We start from the raw sequence: 16,514 nt of genomic DNA on the forward strand, positions 1-16,514 counted from the left end.
GTAGCACCGACGTGCCACGGCATCGCCTCGGTACCGGCCACGATGCCGGTCTGCAGAATCCAGTTCTTGTTCAGCGCAGTCGTGACCTCGATGCCGGTGTTGGTGTAGTTGTCGAACGTATACGTCATCGAGTGCGTATACATGTAGTTGTTCGGCGCAAGCTGCGCCTCGATGTCCGGGATCGAGATGAAGCGTCCGAAACGGATCAACATGCCGTCGGCAACAAATGGAATGAAGACTTCGCCATAGGCCATCGGCAAGTCGTAACCATAGTTCTTGTTCTGGTTCAGGAGCTGATAGCTCCAGAGTCCGTAGGCCGTGGTGTAGCGATAGTTCTCGCCGTAGATCGGTGCGAGACGGAAGCCCCAATCGATGTGATCCTTCTGCACGGTGTCAGGCAGCCGCTCGATATAGACGACCGCCTGGTCGAGCTGCACGGTGTTTGGATTGTAGAGGTAGGCGGCCGGCGCGTTGCCGCCGCGAACCGTGTTGGTCGAGAGATTGCCGCCAGCATTCACCCAGCCGTAAACCTGGAGGTGGTTGTCGTTCATCCAGCTTCCGACCGTGGTATTGCCGAGCGCCGTCATCAGCGGACTGTCGACCGAGCTCGGCCGCGTCACACCGAGGTTGGTGGTGCCGCCATAGGGCCACTCGGTAAATGGCATCGGCGGAGTGGTTTGTGGGGTGGCTGGCCACTCGGCGCGGCGCCCCGGAGGCGCCTTCGGATCGGCGGGCGCTGCATCGTGGCCCCACTCCAGCCGGTAGTAATTGAAGAACCGCTCCCAGAACGTGGTGCCCAGGTAAGTGTCGAGACAAGCGTAGTTCTTGTAGGGATCGACATCGCCCCTGCACCCCGGCGCTTTCGCCGGCGCATCCGCAGCGTAGGCGCTGCCGGCTAAACCCATGACGGCCAACGACGCGCCCGCCAGAAGAAATCTTTTCATATTGTTGCCCCAAGCAGTTGGTTTTAAGAACGCCCCCAAAGGCGTCCTTGCGAGACCATTCACGCTTGGGACAATCTTTCGTTGCGGGAACAAGGAAATCGATACGGTTTGCTGCGGCGTTTCATAAAAAAAAGATATACGGATTTTCGCTTTCGGCGCCGCTTGCATAAAAACGTATCAATTGCTCCTAAAGGTGCCGCGATCAGCGGCAAGATTTGCGAAAATCCTGCGTGACTCTCGAACGTTCAGCGATTTTTCTTAATCCTTTTTTGAGCGCTGTTGCTTTTTCGCCATAACCGGCGATCGCGAAATCATCGTTCGATATCTTTTATCTATGTAATGTGCCTGCCTCCTATATCGAAGATATATGCCGCCCGTCGTTATGCTGCTTCGCATCGAGCACAGCCCATTCGCTGATCACGAGGCAGGCAATGGACGTCAAGGCAGAGCGCACAAGCGATGATGGCCGTCAGCCAAAAACGGGCTCGACGACAGATACCGACTTCAGCTTTCTGCCGAACAGTCTGATCTCGCAGTGCCAGGTCCTGATCGAGAGTTTCCACGACCTCCACGGCTATTCGTGCCTGCCTGACATCCTCTGGAAGACGGGGTTTGGCCCGTTTATCGAGGCGCACGAACCGCTTCGCCAGCTGCTTCGCAAGGCTTCAACGACCCGAAGCGCCAAGAAATCGAATGCGGGCTTCGTGCGGATCGCAACGGCCATCCTGTCGCTAGAGATCCTGGCAAGCCGCTTCGCCGGCTGGAGCAATCTCTATCCGCGGGAGGCCACGCGGTCGCGCAACATTCTCAGCGCCACCACGCGTGGTCTGCAAAATCAGTTGATCGAGTTCTACCTGTACCCACCGAAACACCTGAACTCGGCGGCCATCGCCACGCTCGCGCCGCCGAGCAACCTGAACGCCAGCGACATCTACGGCGTTCCAATGGGCGAAACCGGACAGGAGACGGCGATCGGCTATCAAGACGCGACGTAGGAGGTACCTCTTCGCGGCATGCAACGTATATTACTTCTATATGTCTTCGTGAGGCGAACGGCATAGATTTTATACGTCGAGTTGAAGAATGCTGGCGGCTGCCGGGTAGTCGACGACATTGGAGCATTGCTTGATTTGACGCGAAAGACGGACTCAGCGGATCGCCATTCGTTTACCTGCTCGATCTCGTGAATTCATCTCTCACCATTTCATTTCAATGTCGTTTCTGCATAGGCACGTCCCCTTGCCGATAACGAAACGCGCTAAAACCGGACCTGCCGACGCGAGCGATCGGAGCATCGCTGTGGCGTCAGACGGGCTGGCGACGCAGGGCAGTTCGCTGCAGCGAGATGTTGTCCCGCTGCTGCTGTCGTTCGCCGGCGTCACGCTGGTGACGGCGCTGTTGTTTCTGTTGCCGCAAGCGGTTGCGGCAAGCGTGGTCCCGATCGCCTATCTCATTCCCGTCATCGTGGCCGCCACGCGCTGGGGAATCTGGCCGGCGACGCTGGCCGCGATCGTCAGCATGGCGGAGGCGGATTTCTTTTTCTTTCCGCCGATCTACAGCTTCCAGGTCGAGGACCCGCAGGAAGCGATCGACCTCCTGCTGTTTCTCGTGGTGGCGCTCGTCTCCAGCAATCTCGCGTCCCGTCTGCGCCAGGAGACCGAAACGCTGCGCCAGCGCGAACGGGACATTCACAACCTCTATGACTTTTCCCGGCGTCTGGCGGCCTGTTTCTCGGTTCCGGAATTGGTTTCGGCGATCGAGAATTATCTGTCGCAGACGCTCGGCCAACCGGCCCTGTTCTTTGCCGCAAGACCTGATGGGCAGCTTGAGCCGCCGAGATCCGGCCCGGTGCCGGCGGCCGTGAAAGACAGCGCCGCCTCGGCATTTGCCACCGGCCAGCCGGCTCGCTCCGTGACCGACGCCGCCACGCAAAATGTCTGGCTGTTGCGCATCGTGCGTTCGGAAACGGCCATGCTCGGACTGGTTGCCGTCAATATCGGGGCGGCCACGGCGGAGGCGCTCGAGCGCGCCACGCGCCGCGCGGAAATCATCCTCGAGGAAGTGTCGCTGACCTTGCAGCGGATCGACATCGACAAGGCGATGGAAGACGCGAGGCTGCGCCTGCAGGCCCAGCTGTTGAGAGATGCGTTTCACGGCACGCTGTCGCATGAACTGCGCACGCCGCTGGCCGCCATTCGCGGCTCGGCCAGCGTGCTCGAATCAATTCCACAGGTTCACAGGGACGACCGCGCCCGCTCGCTGGTGGAAGCGATATCGGACGAAGTCGCCGAACTCGACAATTTCATCCAGAATTTGCTCAATGCCACGCGCGTTACCGCAGGCGGCATCACGCCCAATCCTGCATGGGCCGATCCGAGAGATATCGTCAACGCCGCAATCAGTGCGCGATCGCGCCGGCTCGCAGCGCACCGGCTCAAAACCGAGTTCGCCGACGACCTGCCACTGATTCACGTCGATACCGGCCTGATGGAAGAGTCCTGCGGCCAGCTTTTGGAAAACGCCGCCAAGTATTCTCCGTCCGGCTCGACCATCACGGTGAATGTCAGCCGCAAGCAGGACGACGTCATACTTTCCATTTCCGACCAGGGCGTCGGCATCACCGCCGACGAGAAACGTCAACTCGGTCGCCGGCTGTACCGCAGCCAGCGTCACCAGGCGACGATACCCGGGTCGGGACTTGGCTTCTGGATCGCATCCATCTTTGTCGCCGCCAATGGCGGAACGATCGACATTACGAGCCCGGGACAAGGACACGGCACAACGGCCTCGATCACCCTTCGGGGCTCGACGATGAATCAATCCGAAATGACGGCAGCCTCCAATGAATAGACCTGCGAATAACGTGCTCCTGATCGAGGACGAGTCCAAGATAAGGCGCTTCCTGCGTGCCGGTTTCGAACTGCAGGGATACACGGTTATCGAAGCCGAAAACGCGGCCGACGGCCTGAAGGCGGCGACCTTCGGCGCGCCGGATCTCATCATTCTCGACCTGAACTTGCCCGATCTGCACGGCGCCGAGGTGCTCGAGCGAATCCGGTCATGGTCGAATGTCCCGGTCATCATTCTGTCGGTCATCGCCAGCGAGGACGAGAAGGTGCGGCTGCTCCAGGCCGGCGCCGACGACTATGTGGTCAAGCCGTTCGGCATGGCGGAATTACTGGCGCGCAGCGAAGCGGCGCTTCGGCGTTATTTCAAGAGCGCCACCGAAAATCCAGTCGTCGTGGCCGGACCGCTCTCGGTCGATCTCGTGACGCGAACAGTGTCGCTGAACAATCATCCGGTCCGATTGACGCGGAAGGAGTACCGCCTGCTCCACATCCTGGCGACCCATATCGGGCTTGTCGTGACCCACGATCAGCTCATGAAGGACATCTGGAGCGGCAATCAGCGCGACAACATCCAGTACCTGCGCATTCTCGTTCGCAAATTGCGCCAGAAGATCGAAAGCGATCCCAATCGGCCGCGCCTTCTGGTGACCGAATCCGGCGTCGGCTACCGCCTGCAGTCCCGCGTCGAAGACATCGTCGCCGATTGAAAGGCCGCAACGCCAGCGCGCCCCGCGCGCTGCGGGCATATAAAAATAATATATTTTTGCCAACGGGACCCCTAATCTCACCCCGGGGAAATTGGGGACGCGGGGCGTTGCACTTTCTGGTCGAGCACTTTCGCGTTCTTGGCGTTGATGGGCAATACTGGATGCTCCTTGTGCCTGGGATCGCCGTCGGTTTTATTCTCTTCGTCATTGGCCCGCGCGGCCGAAGCTAACCTTGCGGCAAGCCGTTTCGTCCACGGCGGCTTGATTTTGTCACACGCCACCCGCAATCTTGCGGAAAGAACATCATCGATCAGCCAATGGAATCGGCCATGAAATCCCTCACCGCCGCGGCGATCGTGCTGTCTGTCACCATCGCGAGCGGAATGGCTTCTGCGCAAGAGGCGCCAGCTCGGCCGCACGCAAGCCGGTTGCAGCCGGGTCAATCGCAGCCAGGTCGGGTACAGCCCTGCACGGCGCGGGTCGTGTATTCTGAAGAGCTGCCGTTCGCGCCGATCGACACCTGGCTCGTCAAGGCGACGCTGGAGATCACGCCGCGCAGCGGCACGCCCTATATCATGACCTTGCAGAACCGGATGCCGTGGCAAGGCCCTCCGCCGCGACGTGGTCAGGCATTCCGCGCCTGGTGCGATCCGGCTCGCCCGAACTATCTGCAATTGGCATCCGGCGCGGTCGCTAGATCGGCTTTTTGAGCGGTCTTCCTGATTCCAGGGCTTGCCTGATACCATGGCTTGAGCAGCCGCCTTGCTCACCCGCCGCGGCGCAGCCAGCGCTGCTTATGGATAATTTATTTTTTCACCCGCGAACCCGCCTCGCTTTCCAATGTCTCTTTCGCCAGATGTGACGCGACGCGTGGCGTCCGGCGCGCGCGATTGGCCCGCGCCTTGCAGGAATAGTCGCGAACCAGCGTTCGCCAACTCGCCTTTGGAAATACGATCATGCCGCCTTTCGTCGCCAGCCGTGTTCGCAAGCTCGCACTCACGTCGAAATCGGCGGAGGTGATCGCGCGCTTTGGCCTGCGCCTGGCCGCCATGGTCGCCTTCGCCGTGCTCGGCGGCATCGGATTTGAACGGGGTCTCACCGTGATGCTGTGGATGTCGGCCATCCTCAGCACCGTGATTGCCATGTACGACCGCGAGGAACTGTTGGATTCGGCGCTCAATCACTGGGACGAGGCCGGCGCCTTTACCGCACTGTGCTGCCTGGCCTGTATCTTCGAACCGACTTCCCGGTTCGGCTGAGGCGGCTCGGCTTGCGAGCCTTTATGCGTTTCCTATGAAATCGCAGGCTCGTCACCCTCGAATTCATATTTGCTGCCGGGGAATATTGGCAGCATGGACCTGGTCATATCCCAGCTTGCCGAAAGGCTCCGTGACGCCGAAATCGTCACGGCGGAACTGTTCTCGGACGTCATTCGGGATACTTGCCGACGCCTGCCATCGCTCCGGCGAACCAATGACTTTGCCCGCTTCGAGCAGCTCATCCGCCTTGGCGCCTGGACGGAAGCGGCACTCGCTTTGCTGGCGCTGGAATTGCCGCAATGGCACCTTCGCCATATCGCTCATGATGCAGGTGAATGGCGCTGCCTGCTATCGCGCCGGCGCGCACTTCCCGATTGGCTCGATCAACCGCTGGAAGGTTGTCACGCGGACCTGACGCTTGCGATCTTGAGCGCATACATCGAGGCCAAACGCGGCGACACGCTCCCCGATGAGAGCGCGGCGAACATTTCTCAGTCAGATCATCGTCTCGACGCGCCAATGTGCTGCGACAATTTTTCGTAAAGCACCTGCCTCACCACAGCCGATTGCGGCCTCCAGATGCGCTCGCGCACCTATGCGCTCCCTATGAGATCGCGAGCCGCCATCCATCGAATTCATATCCGCGACCGCAGATATTGCCCGCATGAGTCACGCGCGTGTTTCGGCGCTTTCGGCTCGTCTCCCGCGCTTTGTGCAGCGGCGGCGTCCGAACGAACCGGATTGGGCCTGTCTCGCCGCAAAGAAGGAATACCGAGGTGAAGATCGTCGAACCTCCATCTTGCAACTCTGCATCGACCATGACGTTTATCGGCCGGAACAGGCGTGGCAACTGGGTCGCGCGCGAACAGCATGGGCTCTATGGCGGACTTTTCGTCAATCGCGCCACCGCCTTCAAATACGCACTGTTCGAAAACGGGCATCATCCCGAAACGATCGTGGAACTAGCTTGCGAAATCGAGCTTGATATCGGCGGCAGGAACCCGATGACCTGAATGTGCCCTGGAGAGCACCATGGTTCAGCTTCATTCCGTCCCGGATCAAACCCAGGTTCTCGACACCATGATACGGTTGACCCGCCTGTCACTGCTGCAGCGGGCAATCATTGCCGGCCATGATGGCATGGAACTTTATCTGGGGCTGAGGCGCCGCGGCTTCATGCGCGTGGCTCCGCTGTCGATGAGCAGGATGCGAAAGCGGCAGCATGCCATCGGCCTTGTTGCCGATCGCGATCCGGCAGCGATCGAAGCGGCATTGGGCGAACTCTCGCCATTCCTTGGCGCCCAAGCCACCGTCGCCATTCTCCTGGATTCTGCTACCAGCGTCGGCGGTCACGGTGTTGGCAGTCCGGGTGTTGAGGTCCGCACCAAGCTTCAGGAAATGGGATTTCAGATCGAGGCCGGCGTGCGCTGCCATCAAGGATTTGTGCTGTCGGCATGCCGTCGGGGATCCAGCCGGATCGAGCGTGCAGCGTAGGCGTAAGCCCTTCCGGCTCCCACCTTCGCCGGAGCGAGACGTCTTCGGCAGAATGCCCGAACGCTCTTTATTTCTTTCCTATGAGATCCCGCCGCGGCCCCTCTCGCAATCCTACGGGCATGGAGCGCAAATGAGCCGGCGACGTTTCGCCGGCCGCCGCGCACTCCGCGTTGACGAGCCGTCAAGCCACCGGTCACGCCATGATTGCCATGCCGTCCGCCTATCCCCACCTTGCAAAAGCCCAGGCCGCGCCTTCGATGTCGCAGGCGTGCTTGCAGCCGCTCGATCCCGGCATCGTCAATGCCTCGATCCCGACTTTCTTCGTCGGCCGCAATAGCGAGGGATTCTGGATCGCCCGCGACGCGAGGAGCCAGACGGGCGGCCTGTTTCTGTTCAGGCGCTCCGCGCTCGCCTTTGCGCGGCGGGCTTCGCAGCCGCTGGGCTGCGCAGCCGTCTTTGTCTCAGAGCGGTTCGAGCTTGATGCGAAAAATCAGGGCAACCAGCTCATCGGCTTTCTCAAGCCGCTGCTGCGGCTTGTGAACTTTGGCCGCAACGACGCGCAAGACAGCCGAGCCTAGCTCCGCTCCATGCAGTCCGCGATGTGGAACCAGCGGTCGTCGCCGGAAAGCCCCTTCTTTTTCGCCTCGATCTTGCAAGCCTTCAGCTTGGGGCGATTTGCCGACCACTTCGCCTTCATCTCCTTCAGCTTCTGCATCGTCAGCTTCATCCGCGACGGCTTGGTCTCGGTTGTCTGCGCCGAGACCGGAGCGATGCTGCCCGCGATCAAGGATGCCGCAACGAGACAGGTGGCAATTCGAAGCATGGAAAATCCCCCTGGATAAATTCTTTGACTGATTATTGAGGAGAGCGGCATCGCGAAACACTATCGGCGTTTCGCGATGCCGAGCCTTGGAACAGCGCTGGCCGGATCAGAAGATCTTCGCCGCGCTTTCGAGCGTCTTGTACACGCCCCAGGCGAGCGGGATGCCGACAAAGAGCCAGAACAGCCCCGATCTGACATCAAGGCCGCCTTTACCGATGCCGAACGACCCACTCTGCACCACGCTTGCGTTCTTGGCGCCGCTGGCCTGAATTTTTGCGAGCTCGTCGCTGCTCATGTACCACTTGGGATCCACCGGCCTGATCAGGTAGTTGCAGATGAAGCCTGCGGCCAGCATCGCGCACAGAATATACATGGTGGTGTTGTAGAGCTGGTCGCGCGGCACCCCGGCGGCGAGCTGGAATTCACGGATATAGTTGACGACCACCGGGCCGATGATGCCGGCGGTCGACCACGCCGTCAGCAGCCGTCCGTGAATGGCGCCGACGAACTGCGTGCCGAACATGTCGGCGAGATAGGCCGGGACGGTGGCAAAGCCGCCGCCATACATCGACAGGATAATGCCGAAGCCGAGAACGAACAGCAGCTTCGAGCCCATCGCCGCAAAGGTCGGCGCCAGCGCATAGAGCGCGATGCCGAGGACGAAGAACACATAATAGGTGTTCTTGCGGCCGATATAGTCCGACAGCGAGGCCCAGAAGAAGCGGCCGCCGATGTTGAACAGAGACAGCAAACCGGCAAATCCGGCGGAGATCGCCGCAATTGCCGTTCTCTGCTCAGCCGAAAGCGCGCCGAATTTCAGATCAGGCAATCCGATCAGCTTGCCCGCGAAGATTTCCTGCAGCATCGGCGAGGCCATGCCGATGACGCCGATGCCGGCGGACACGTTCAAGCAGAGCACCCACCAGATGAGCCAGAACTGCGGCGTCTTGTGCGCGTTGTCGAGATGCACGTGGTGTTCGGAGATCATCGACTTCTTTTCGCTCGGCGGCGTCCAGCCTTCGGGCTGCCAGCCCGTCGGCGACACGCGGTACGAAAATGCGCCGATCATCATGAAGATGAAGTAGATGACGCCCATCGCAGCAAACGTCTTCCACACGCCGACGTCGGTCGGCGTTTTGAAGTAGTTGATCAGCAAATTCGCCAGCGGTGCGCCGATCATGGCGCCGCCGCCAAATCCCATGATCGCCATGCCGGTCGCCATGCCGCGGCGATCCGGAAACCACTTCACGAGAGTCGATACCGGCGAAATGTAGCCAAGGCCAAGGCCGACACCGCCGATCACGCCGGCGCCGAGCCACATGATCCAGAGCTGATGCACATAAACGCCGAAGGCGCCGATCAGCAGACCGCCGCCCCAGCACAGCGCCGCGACGACGCCGGCCTTGCGCGGGCCGGCGCGTTCGAGCCAACCGCCCCAGATCGCGGCGGAGACGCCGAGCAGGACGAAGAACAGCGTGTACATCCAGCCCAGGCTCGCGACCTTCCAATCGCAGGTGGTGGTGAAGAGTTCCTGCCACAACGACATGTCGGGACAGGCTTTCGGCGCGGTGAGGCCGATCGCGCGCGACAGCGGCAGCCAGAACACCGAAAAACCGTAGGCCATGCCGATGCACAGATGGATGCACAGCGCGGCCGGCGGCACCATCCAGCGATTGAAGCCGGCTTTCGCAATCGTATGTTCGCGATCGAGAATTCCCGCACCGGACCCGGCCGCCGTTCCGGCGCTGCTGATCGTTGTCATTCAGTCCTCCCCTACAGCCGCCCTCGCCGGGCGCGTCTGTGCATTTAACCTTTGCCCATCACCAAAATTCCAGGCGGGCTGCGAAGCTTCGTTTTGCTGCTTTGCACAATTTCCCGCTGTGCCATCCCCACGCGGCACGCGATTCAAGAGAATTGGGTCAGAACCGCCGCCCCGTGTCGATAGGCAAATGGTCGAGATTTTTGTTTCCTTCGACCTGAGCGCCGCGCCAGGGGTGCGGTCAATTGTCTCGATTGGCCTTACGAGTTGTCGCGCCCGGCAGCATTGACATCATCGATCGAGCCATTTGCCTTTTCGATCACGAAAACCACCCGCCCTTCCGTCCGCTCCAGGATCTCGACCTTGTCGCCGGTGGCAAGAACCAGACTTGGAATATCGATCACCGCGAGCGGATCGGTGCAATGAACTTCCAGCCTCTGGCCCGGTGACAGCGCCTTCAACGCTTTCGCTGTCCTCAGCGCGGGCAGCGGGCATTTCAAGCCTGTAAGATCGAGCTTGGTCGGTGTCATGCGACAGTCCTAGGCTCCGCCGCCGCGCCCGGCCAACACGTCTTCGAGCGGCAGCGCGTATTTGAGCATCATTGCGGCCACCGAGGGGATGTCGTCGAGATGCGCCACCGGCAGCGCAGTCACGATCTCCGCGTCCGTTGCAATGCAGGCGATGGCCGGGTCGTCCGGGAACAGCGGCGGCTTGCCGCTATCCCTTCGATGCACCTCGATCTTGCGGTACGGCTCCGATTTGAAGCCCTCGACCATCAGAAGGTCGACTGGCGACATCTTCGCCAGCAATTCCAGTAGCGACGGTTCGGGCGCGCCGCGCAGTTCATGCATCAGGGCCCAGCGGTTGGCGGAGGATACCAGCACTTCCTCGGCGCCGGATTGCCGGTGCACCCAGGAATCCTTGCCCGGTATGTCGACATCGAACGCGTGGTGCGCGTGCTTGATCACGGAGACGCGCAAGCCTCGCTCGCGCAGATGTGGAATGACGCGCGAAATCAGCGTCGTCTTCCCCGCCCCGCTCCAGCCGGCAACTCCGATCACTTTCATCATAGGCGGCACTTATCTCCGCAGCCCTCGGACAGGGCAGGCCAACAGTCCTTAGCTCGGCTCAAGACCAATGTCATGCTAACCTGCCGATATGATGAAGATCGATAGTACGAACGGCATCCCGCCAACGCCCGGCATCCTGCTCGCCGGCGGACTTGGCGTGCGCATCGGCGGCGGCGACAAGCCGATGCGCAAACTTGCCGGCCGCACCATTCTAGAGCGCGTCATCGAAAGGCTCCGGCCGCAGTGCGACGGCCTCGTTCTGAACGCCAATGGCGACCCGGCGCGGTTCGCCACGTTCGGCCTGCCGGTCGTCGCGGACACCGTCGCAGGCTATCCCGGCCCGCTTGCCGGGATTCTTGCCGGTCTCGACTGGGCTGCGGCGCATCGGCCCGACGTCGCTTTCGTCGTAAGCGCAGCGTCCGATTGCCCCTTCCTGCCCCGCGACCTGGTTCGGCGCCTTCATCAGGCCCGGATCGAAAACGGTGCGCAGCTCGCATTCGCGGCTTCCGGGGGGCAGGTGCATCACGTGATCGGATTGTGGGACGTCGCCTTGCGCGAAGACCTTCGCCACGCGCTCGTTGCCGAACAGATCCGCAAGGTCGAAAGCTGGACCTCGCGTTTTGCCGTGGCGACGGCAAGTTGGCCGACGACGCCGTTCGATCCGTTCTTCAACGCCAACACGATCGAAGATCTCGTGGACGCTGAACGGCTGGCGGCGCTGGACGGCACTTGAGCTACGCGGCAAGCGGCGTGGTCCAGGCGTCATAGGCATAGACCCAGTCGGTATCGGTCTTCTGCCGCAGCCAGGTGTTGGTGCGCGAGGTCTGCTGCACGCGCGCGGTCCGCTCGCGCCGCGTCGCCTCGAAACGGCGAAACGCATCGGCGATGCCATCGCGGTCGGCGCCTTCGAGACAGCGCGACAGCACCGCCGCATCCTCGATCGCCATCGCCGCCCCTTGCGCCATATAGGGCGTCATCGGATGGCAGGCATCGCCGAGCAGCGTCACCTTGCCCTCGGCCCAATGCTCGAGCGCATCGCGGTCGACGATGGCCCATTTGTGCACGTCGGGACATGCGGCGAGCACGGTTTCGACCTGGCGGTCGAATCCGTCAAATGCCGCGCGCAATTCCCTGACATCGCCCTTGGCCGACCAGGATTCGATCCTGAATTCCGGCTCCGGCTGGCTAGTGACGAAATAGACTTCGCTGCGGTCAGGCTTGACGTAGTAGATTACGATATGGCGGTCCTCGCCCCACCACTTGGTGCAGTCATCGATCGCAACGCCGCCGAGCAGGGCCGCGGGGTAGGTCGTACGGTAGGCGATACGGCCGGTGAAATTCACCGGCGAGGTGCCGAACAGAATTTCACGCACCAGCGAGTGGACACCATCGGCGCCGATCACCGCATCTGCCGACACGCTCGCGCCGTTGGCAAAGCGCAGGCGGACCCCATCGGGGGTCTCGTCAAGCCCGACCAGTTTGTGGCTAAGCCGGATGCATTCATCCGGCACGATGCCGGCGAGCGCGGCATGCAGATCGCCGCGATGCGCCAACAAATAGGGCGCGCCGAACTTTGCTTCCGCGCTCTCGCCGAAAATCATGTCGAACTTGACGTCGCCGGTCTTCCAGTCGCGGTTATTCCAGGAACGCGGGTAAAACGACTGTCCGCGCAGCCGCGCCTCGAGCCCGAGCTTGCGCAGCACCTTCATCGCGTTGCAGCCGATCTGGATGCCGGCCCCGATCCGGGCAAATTGCGCCGCCTGTTCGTAGACCGTGACGTCGATGCCGACGCGCCGCAAGGCTGCCGCAGCGGCAAGCCCGCCCATGCCGGCGCCGATAATTGCGATCGAAAGCGGCCTGGTTACTGTCATCGGATTTGCCTGATGTAAGATCCGGCTGGCTTACGCCCCGCATTCATCATGCGCGCGGCCAGCCGAATTGCAACGGCTCGCGTTGACTGCGGCCACCGAATGGTCGAATGAATGCCATGCATAAAGGCAGGCGCACCCGGCGGCATTTGCCGGCGAGGTCCGCCAATCAGCGATGGGAGGATGCGATGGCGAACCTGAACGCGACGCTTGGGCTGGCGTTCGCCGCGATGCTTATGGCCTCGGCCGCCGCATCGGCGCAAATCTCCGATGGCGTCGTCAAGATCGGCGTGCTCACCGACATGAACGGCCCGGCCTCGACCGCAACCGGCAAAGGCTCGCTGACGGCGGCGCAAATGGCGATCGACGACTTCGGCAGGCAGGTCGCCGGCAAGCCGATCCAGCTTGTGTCCGGCGACCACCAGAACAAGCCGGATATCGGCGCCACGCTGGCACGGCGCTGGTACGACGTCGAACAGGTCGACCTGATCGTGGACGTGCCGGTCTCGGCGGTCGGACTTGCGGTACAGAACGTCGCCAGCGAAAAGCATCGCCTGTTCATCACGCAATCGACCGGCACCGCCGACTTTCACGGCAAGTTCTGCTCGCCCTATGCGATCCAATGGGTGTTCGATACCCGCGCGCTGGCGGTCGGCACCGCCAAGGACGTCGTGAAACGCGGTGGCGACAGCTGGTTCTTCCTCACCGATGATTACGCGTTCGGTCACGCGCTGGAAAAGGACGCATCTTCCGTCATCACCAGGAACGGCGGCAAGGTGATCGGCTCGGTGCGCCTGCCCTTTGCCACGGCAGACGTGTCGTCCTTCATTTTGCAGGCGCAGGCCTCGAAGGCGAAGATCATCGGCATCGCCGCCGGCCCGCCCAACAACATCAATGAAATCAAATCCGCCGGCGAATTCGGCATCTTCAAGGGCGGCCAGCAGATGGCGGGGCTGCTGGCGCTGATTACCGACATCCATGCGCTCGGCTTGCCCGCCGCGCAGGGGCTGTTGCTGACGACCTCGTTTTACTGGGACATGGACGACAAGACACGCGAATGGTCGAAGCGCTATTTCGCCAAAGTCGGGGCGATGCCGACGATGTGGCAGGCCGGCGTCTATTCCGCCGTGACGAACTACCTCAAGGCGATTGAGGCCGGCGGGACTGACGAGCCGCTCGCGGTCACCGCGAAGATGCGCGAAAAGCCGATCGAGGATTTCTTCGCCCGCAACGGCCGCCTGCGCGAGGACAATCTGATGGTTCACGATCTGATGCTGGTGCAGGTCAAGCGGCCCGACGACTCGAAATATGCCTGGGACTATTACGATGTGCTGGCGACGATTTCCGGCGACGATGCGTTCGGCCCGCCGGACACGGCGTGTTCGATGGTGAAGCGATAGCGGCGTTCGTGTCCCGGACGCGTCGCGGCATGCAATGACGCGGCGCAGATCCGGGACCCATGTGGACCCCGGATCTGCAACGCATCGTCAGGACGCTGCGTTGCGTCCGGGGCACGAGGTCCTCATTGTTTCACCACGCCGATCTCGCGGAAATATTTCAGCACGCCGGGATGGATCAGCGCGATGTCCGGCACAGCGGCGACCGTATTCGCCGCCGTGGTCTCGCAGGCCTGCGCCAATTTCTTGCAGAACGCGCCTTCCGCGCCGTGCAGCGTTTTTGCCAGACGATAGGCGACATCGTCGGACATGTCGGTTTTGGTCAGGATGAAACTCCACGAACCCAGCGAATGGATCGCTTCTGTCTGCGTCGGATAGCTGTTGGCCGGAATCGTCATCGGTTTGAGGAACGGATGCTTGGCGGTCATCTTCGCGATCTCGTCGGCTGTCGGCGCGATGAAGCGCACGCCCGGCGCGCTCTTGGCAAGCTCCATGAAGCCGGGATAACCGATGCCGGCGCCCCAGATCGCCTCGGCGCGTCCGTCCAGCACCATCTCCGGACCCTCCTTGGCGTGATCGAGCAGGAAGGCCTTGAAGTCCTCGTCCTGCTTCAAGCCGATTCCATCCAGCATGTAGCGCGACAGGATCGGAATGCCGGAGCCCTTGGCACCAAAGGCGATCGGCTTGCCGACCAGATCCTGAATGGTGTGGTACTTGCTGTCGGCGCGCACCGCGAACATGCCGGCGGTGCCGTAGATCGCGGTCAGGATCTTCAGCTTGATCGGCGGCTTGCCGCCAAAGCCTTCCCGCGCCTGGTTGAAGGATTCGCCGGCGACGAGGCCAAGGTCGAACTTGTTCGCTTCAAGCGAGGGAATGTTCTCGCTGGAGCCCATGGTGTTGCGCGTCTCGACCACAAGCGTCGGATCGGCCTGCATCATGACTTCGGCAAAAGCGTTGCCGTAAAGCGGGAAGCCGCCGCCCTGCGTGGCCGTCGCAAGCACCACGGTCAATTTCGGCACGGCCTTGTCTCCTTCTTGCGCGGTGGCGCTGCCCGCCAGAAACAGCGCAAACGCCGCCAAAAGCGTGGATGTCATTTTCATCTTTCGATCCTCCGGCACGTCTGGCCAAGCCCGTTTCTCGAACCGTCACGCGACGGGGTCAAACCGACTGTAGGCAAAGCCCGGTTTGTATGAAAGCATAGTTGCCATGGTGAGCAGCGTTGTGACGGAGTGGCTGTCATGAGAAATTTGCGTGGGGCGATGATCGCCATCATCTGGCTCCTGGGCATGGGCTTCAGTCCCGTCCCGGCGGCAGCCGCCGACTATCCGAACCGCCCGGTGCATTGGCTGATCGGCTTTGCCGCCGGTGGCCCGGTCGACGTGGTGGCGCGGATCATGTCGCAGTGGCTGTCCGAACATCTCGGCCAGCAATTCGTGGTCGAGAACCGCGCCGGCTCGGGCGGCAATATCGCAGCCGCCGCCGCCATCAACTCGCCGCCGGACGGCTATACGCTGCTGTTCGTCGCGCCCAATAACGCGATCTCGACCTCGCTCTATAAACACCTCTCTTACGACTTCATCCGCGACACCGTGCCGGTCGCCAGCATCATGCAGTTGCCCAACATGCTGGTGATCTCCAAGGACATGCCGGTGAAGACCGTCAAGGAGTTCATCGACTACTGCAAGAAAGATCCAAGCAAGGTCTCGTTTGCCTCGTCGGGCTATGGCACCTCGGTGCATATGTCGGGCGAGTTGTTCAAGGCGATGACCGGCTGCAACATGCTGCATGTGCCCTACCGGGGATCCGCGATCGCCTATCCCGACATTATGTCCAACAAGGTGCAGCTGATCTTTGACAACCTGCCGGGCGCGCTGTCGCAGGTGCGCGGCGGAAACCTGCGCGCGCTCGGCGTCACCTCGCCGCAGCGCTGGCCGGGCTTTCCCGATATTCCCGCGATCGCCGAAACCGTGCCCGGATTCGAATCGGTCGGCTTCTACGGCATCTCCGCGCCAAAAGGCACACCGCCGGAGATCATCGACAAGCTCAACAAGGCGGTCGGCGAGGCGCTGAAGGACCCCAAGATCATCGAGCAGCTTGTCACCCTCGGCGGCATCCCGAAGCCGATGACGCCGGCCGAATTCGGCAAGCTCGTCACCGATGAGACCGAGAAATGGCGCAAGGTGGTGGAATTCGCCGGCGTCTCGGTGGAGTGAGCGAACACGCGCGAGCATGACGGTCGCGGCGACAGCTTCTCTCTCCTTCGTCATGGCCGGGCCTGACCCGGCCATCCACGTCTTTGTCGAAGGCTGTAAGAAAGGCGTGGATGCCCGGATCAAGTCCGGGC

Annotated in this window: 19 protein-coding genes; 12 read left to right on the forward strand and 7 right to left on the reverse strand. The window is 61.7% G+C overall.

The window, feature by feature from the left end:
- The coding region (locus tag VFL62_RS23285) for an outer membrane beta-barrel protein (RefSeq protein ID WP_325174748.1) at positions 1-944 on the reverse strand (944 nt) is incomplete at its 3' end.
- A 431-nt stretch (positions 945-1,375) separates the two neighbouring features.
- Between VFL62_RS23285 and VFL62_RS23290 the strand changes: the two genes are divergently transcribed.
- From VFL62_RS23290 to VFL62_RS23330, 9 genes are all read left to right on the forward strand, one after another.
- Entirely contained in the window at positions 1,376-1,939 is a 564-nt protein-coding gene (locus tag VFL62_RS23290) for a hypothetical protein (protein WP_325174749.1), read from the forward strand.
- Between the two features lie 304 nt (positions 1,940-2,243).
- On the forward strand, positions 2,244-3,794 hold the full coding sequence (locus VFL62_RS23295) for a DUF4118 domain-containing protein (RefSeq protein ID WP_325174750.1): 1,551 nt from the start codon (positions 2,244-2,246) through the stop codon (positions 3,792-3,794).
- Positions 3,787-4,500 carry a response regulator gene (locus VFL62_RS23300; protein ID WP_325174751.1) on the forward strand — a complete coding sequence of 238 codons (714 nt, stop codon included), beginning with the start codon at positions 3,787-3,789 and terminating at the stop codon, positions 4,498-4,500. Before VFL62_RS23295 ends, VFL62_RS23300 begins: the two co-directional genes overlap by 8 nt.
- A 329-nt stretch (positions 4,501-4,829) precedes the next feature.
- Positions 4,830-5,210, forward strand: coding sequence for a hypothetical protein (locus VFL62_RS23305; protein ID WP_325174752.1), 381 nt, complete (start codon positions 4,830-4,832; stop codon positions 5,208-5,210).
- A gap of 246 nt (positions 5,211-5,456) precedes the next feature.
- Positions 5,457-5,759: a hypothetical protein gene (locus VFL62_RS23310; protein WP_325174753.1), complete on the forward strand. Its 303-nt coding sequence runs from the start codon at positions 5,457-5,459 to the stop codon at positions 5,757-5,759.
- A gap of 69 nt (positions 5,760-5,828) precedes the next feature.
- Complete coding sequence (locus VFL62_RS23315; RefSeq protein ID WP_325174754.1) at positions 5,829-6,302, forward strand: hypothetical protein; 474 nt, start codon at positions 5,829-5,831, stop codon at positions 6,300-6,302.
- Positions 6,303-6,535: 233 nt separating this feature from the next.
- Complete coding sequence (locus VFL62_RS23320) at positions 6,536-6,772, forward strand: hypothetical protein (protein WP_325174755.1); 237 nt, start codon at positions 6,536-6,538, stop codon at positions 6,770-6,772.
- 19 nt (positions 6,773-6,791) lie between these two features.
- The gene (locus VFL62_RS23325) at positions 6,792-7,253 is read left to right on the forward strand and encodes a hypothetical protein (protein WP_325174756.1); all 462 of its coding nucleotides are present in this window, start codon (positions 6,792-6,794) and stop codon (positions 7,251-7,253) included.
- 170 nt (positions 7,254-7,423) lie between these two features.
- On the forward strand, positions 7,424-7,831 hold the full coding sequence (locus VFL62_RS23330) for a hypothetical protein (RefSeq protein WP_325174757.1): 408 nt from the start codon (positions 7,424-7,426) through the stop codon (positions 7,829-7,831).
- Here the strand turns inward: VFL62_RS23330 and VFL62_RS23335 are convergent.
- The 4 genes from VFL62_RS23335 to mobB all read right to left on the reverse strand — a co-directional run bounded on the left by VFL62_RS23335 (position 7,828) and on the right by mobB (position 10,902).
- Positions 7,828-8,076 carry a hypothetical protein gene (locus VFL62_RS23335; RefSeq protein WP_325174758.1) on the reverse strand — a complete coding sequence of 83 codons (249 nt, stop codon included), beginning with the start codon at positions 8,074-8,076 and terminating at the stop codon, positions 7,828-7,830. The genes VFL62_RS23330 and VFL62_RS23335 overlap by 4 nt on opposite strands.
- Before the next feature lie 106 nt (positions 8,077-8,182).
- Complete coding sequence (locus tag VFL62_RS23340) at positions 8,183-9,838, reverse strand: OFA family MFS transporter (RefSeq protein ID WP_325174759.1); 1,656 nt, start codon at positions 9,836-9,838, stop codon at positions 8,183-8,185.
- A gap of 257 nt (positions 9,839-10,095) precedes the next feature.
- Entirely contained in the window at positions 10,096-10,365 is a 270-nt protein-coding gene (locus VFL62_RS23345) for a sulfurtransferase TusA family protein (RefSeq protein WP_325174760.1), read from the reverse strand.
- 9 nt (positions 10,366-10,374) lie between these two features.
- Positions 10,375-10,902, reverse strand: a complete 528-nt coding sequence (gene mobB / locus VFL62_RS23350) for a molybdopterin-guanine dinucleotide biosynthesis protein B (RefSeq protein ID WP_325174765.1) — start codon at positions 10,900-10,902, stop codon at positions 10,375-10,377.
- A 94-nt stretch (positions 10,903-10,996) separates the two neighbouring features.
- Here mobB and mobA point away from each other — a divergent pair, with 94 nt between their 5' ends.
- Entirely contained in the window at positions 10,997-11,638 is a 642-nt protein-coding gene (gene mobA, locus VFL62_RS23355; RefSeq protein ID WP_325174761.1) for a molybdenum cofactor guanylyltransferase MobA, read from the forward strand.
- Between the two features lies 1 nt (position 11,639).
- On the opposite strand, the gene VFL62_RS23360 is transcribed toward mobA, so the two are convergent.
- Positions 11,640-12,776, reverse strand: a complete 1,137-nt coding sequence (locus VFL62_RS23360; protein ID WP_325174762.1) for an FAD-dependent monooxygenase — start codon at positions 12,774-12,776, stop codon at positions 11,640-11,642.
- A 185-nt stretch (positions 12,777-12,961) separates the two neighbouring features.
- Between VFL62_RS23360 and VFL62_RS23365 the strand changes: the two genes are divergently transcribed.
- Positions 12,962-14,173: an ABC transporter substrate-binding protein gene (locus VFL62_RS23365; RefSeq protein WP_325174763.1), complete on the forward strand. Its 1,212-nt coding sequence runs from the start codon at positions 12,962-12,964 to the stop codon at positions 14,171-14,173.
- 122 nt (positions 14,174-14,295) lie between these two features.
- Here VFL62_RS23365 and VFL62_RS23370 read toward each other — a convergent pair whose 3' ends face one another.
- Positions 14,296-15,270: a TAXI family TRAP transporter solute-binding subunit gene (locus VFL62_RS23370; RefSeq protein ID WP_325174764.1), complete on the reverse strand. Its 975-nt coding sequence runs from the start codon at positions 15,268-15,270 to the stop codon at positions 14,296-14,298.
- A gap of 159 nt (positions 15,271-15,429) precedes the next feature.
- Here VFL62_RS23370 and VFL62_RS23375 point away from each other — a divergent pair, with 159 nt between their 5' ends.
- The gene (locus VFL62_RS23375; RefSeq protein WP_414644822.1) at positions 15,430-16,383 is read left to right on the forward strand and encodes a Bug family tripartite tricarboxylate transporter substrate binding protein; all 954 of its coding nucleotides are present in this window, start codon (positions 15,430-15,432) and stop codon (positions 16,381-16,383) included.
- Positions 16,384-16,514 lie beyond the last annotated feature (131 nt).

Origin of the sequence: Bradyrhizobium sp., assembly GCF_035701725.1 — a bacterium.
Taxonomy (GTDB): domain Bacteria; phylum Pseudomonadota; class Alphaproteobacteria; order Rhizobiales; family Xanthobacteraceae; genus Bradyrhizobium.

Coding starts and splice junctions, on each gene's coding strand:
- VFL62_RS23345 (WP_325174760.1), bottom strand. CDS start 10,365: ATGACACCGACCAAGCTCGATCTTACAGGCTTGAAATGCCCGCTGCCC.
- VFL62_RS23370 (WP_325174764.1), bottom strand. CDS start 15,270: ATGAAAATGACATCCACGCTTTTGGCGGCGTTTGCGCTGTTTCTGGCG.
- VFL62_RS23290 (WP_325174749.1), top strand. CDS start 1,376: ATGGACGTCAAGGCAGAGCGCACAAGCGATGATGGCCGTCAGCCAAAA.
- VFL62_RS23325 (WP_325174756.1), top strand. CDS start 6,792: ATGGTTCAGCTTCATTCCGTCCCGGATCAAACCCAGGTTCTCGACACC.
- VFL62_RS23340 (WP_325174759.1), bottom strand. CDS start 9,838: ATGACAACGATCAGCAGCGCCGGAACGGCGGCCGGGTCCGGTGCGGGA.
- VFL62_RS23360 (WP_325174762.1), bottom strand. CDS start 12,776: ATGACAGTAACCAGGCCGCTTTCGATCGCAATTATCGGCGCCGGCATG.
- VFL62_RS23335 (WP_325174758.1), bottom strand. CDS start 8,076: ATGCTTCGAATTGCCACCTGTCTCGTTGCGGCATCCTTGATCGCGGGC.
- VFL62_RS23300 (WP_325174751.1), top strand. CDS start 3,787: ATGAATAGACCTGCGAATAACGTGCTCCTGATCGAGGACGAGTCCAAG.
- VFL62_RS23365 (WP_325174763.1), top strand. CDS start 12,962: ATGGCGAACCTGAACGCGACGCTTGGGCTGGCGTTCGCCGCGATGCTT.
- mobA (WP_325174761.1), top strand. CDS start 10,997: ATGAAGATCGATAGTACGAACGGCATCCCGCCAACGCCCGGCATCCTG.
- mobB (WP_325174765.1), bottom strand. CDS start 10,902: ATGAAAGTGATCGGAGTTGCCGGCTGGAGCGGGGCGGGGAAGACGACG.
- VFL62_RS23310 (WP_325174753.1), top strand. CDS start 5,457: ATGCCGCCTTTCGTCGCCAGCCGTGTTCGCAAGCTCGCACTCACGTCG.
- VFL62_RS23375 (WP_414644822.1), top strand. CDS start 15,430: ATGATCGCCATCATCTGGCTCCTGGGCATGGGCTTCAGTCCCGTCCCG.
- VFL62_RS23305 (WP_325174752.1), top strand. CDS start 4,830: ATGAAATCCCTCACCGCCGCGGCGATCGTGCTGTCTGTCACCATCGCG.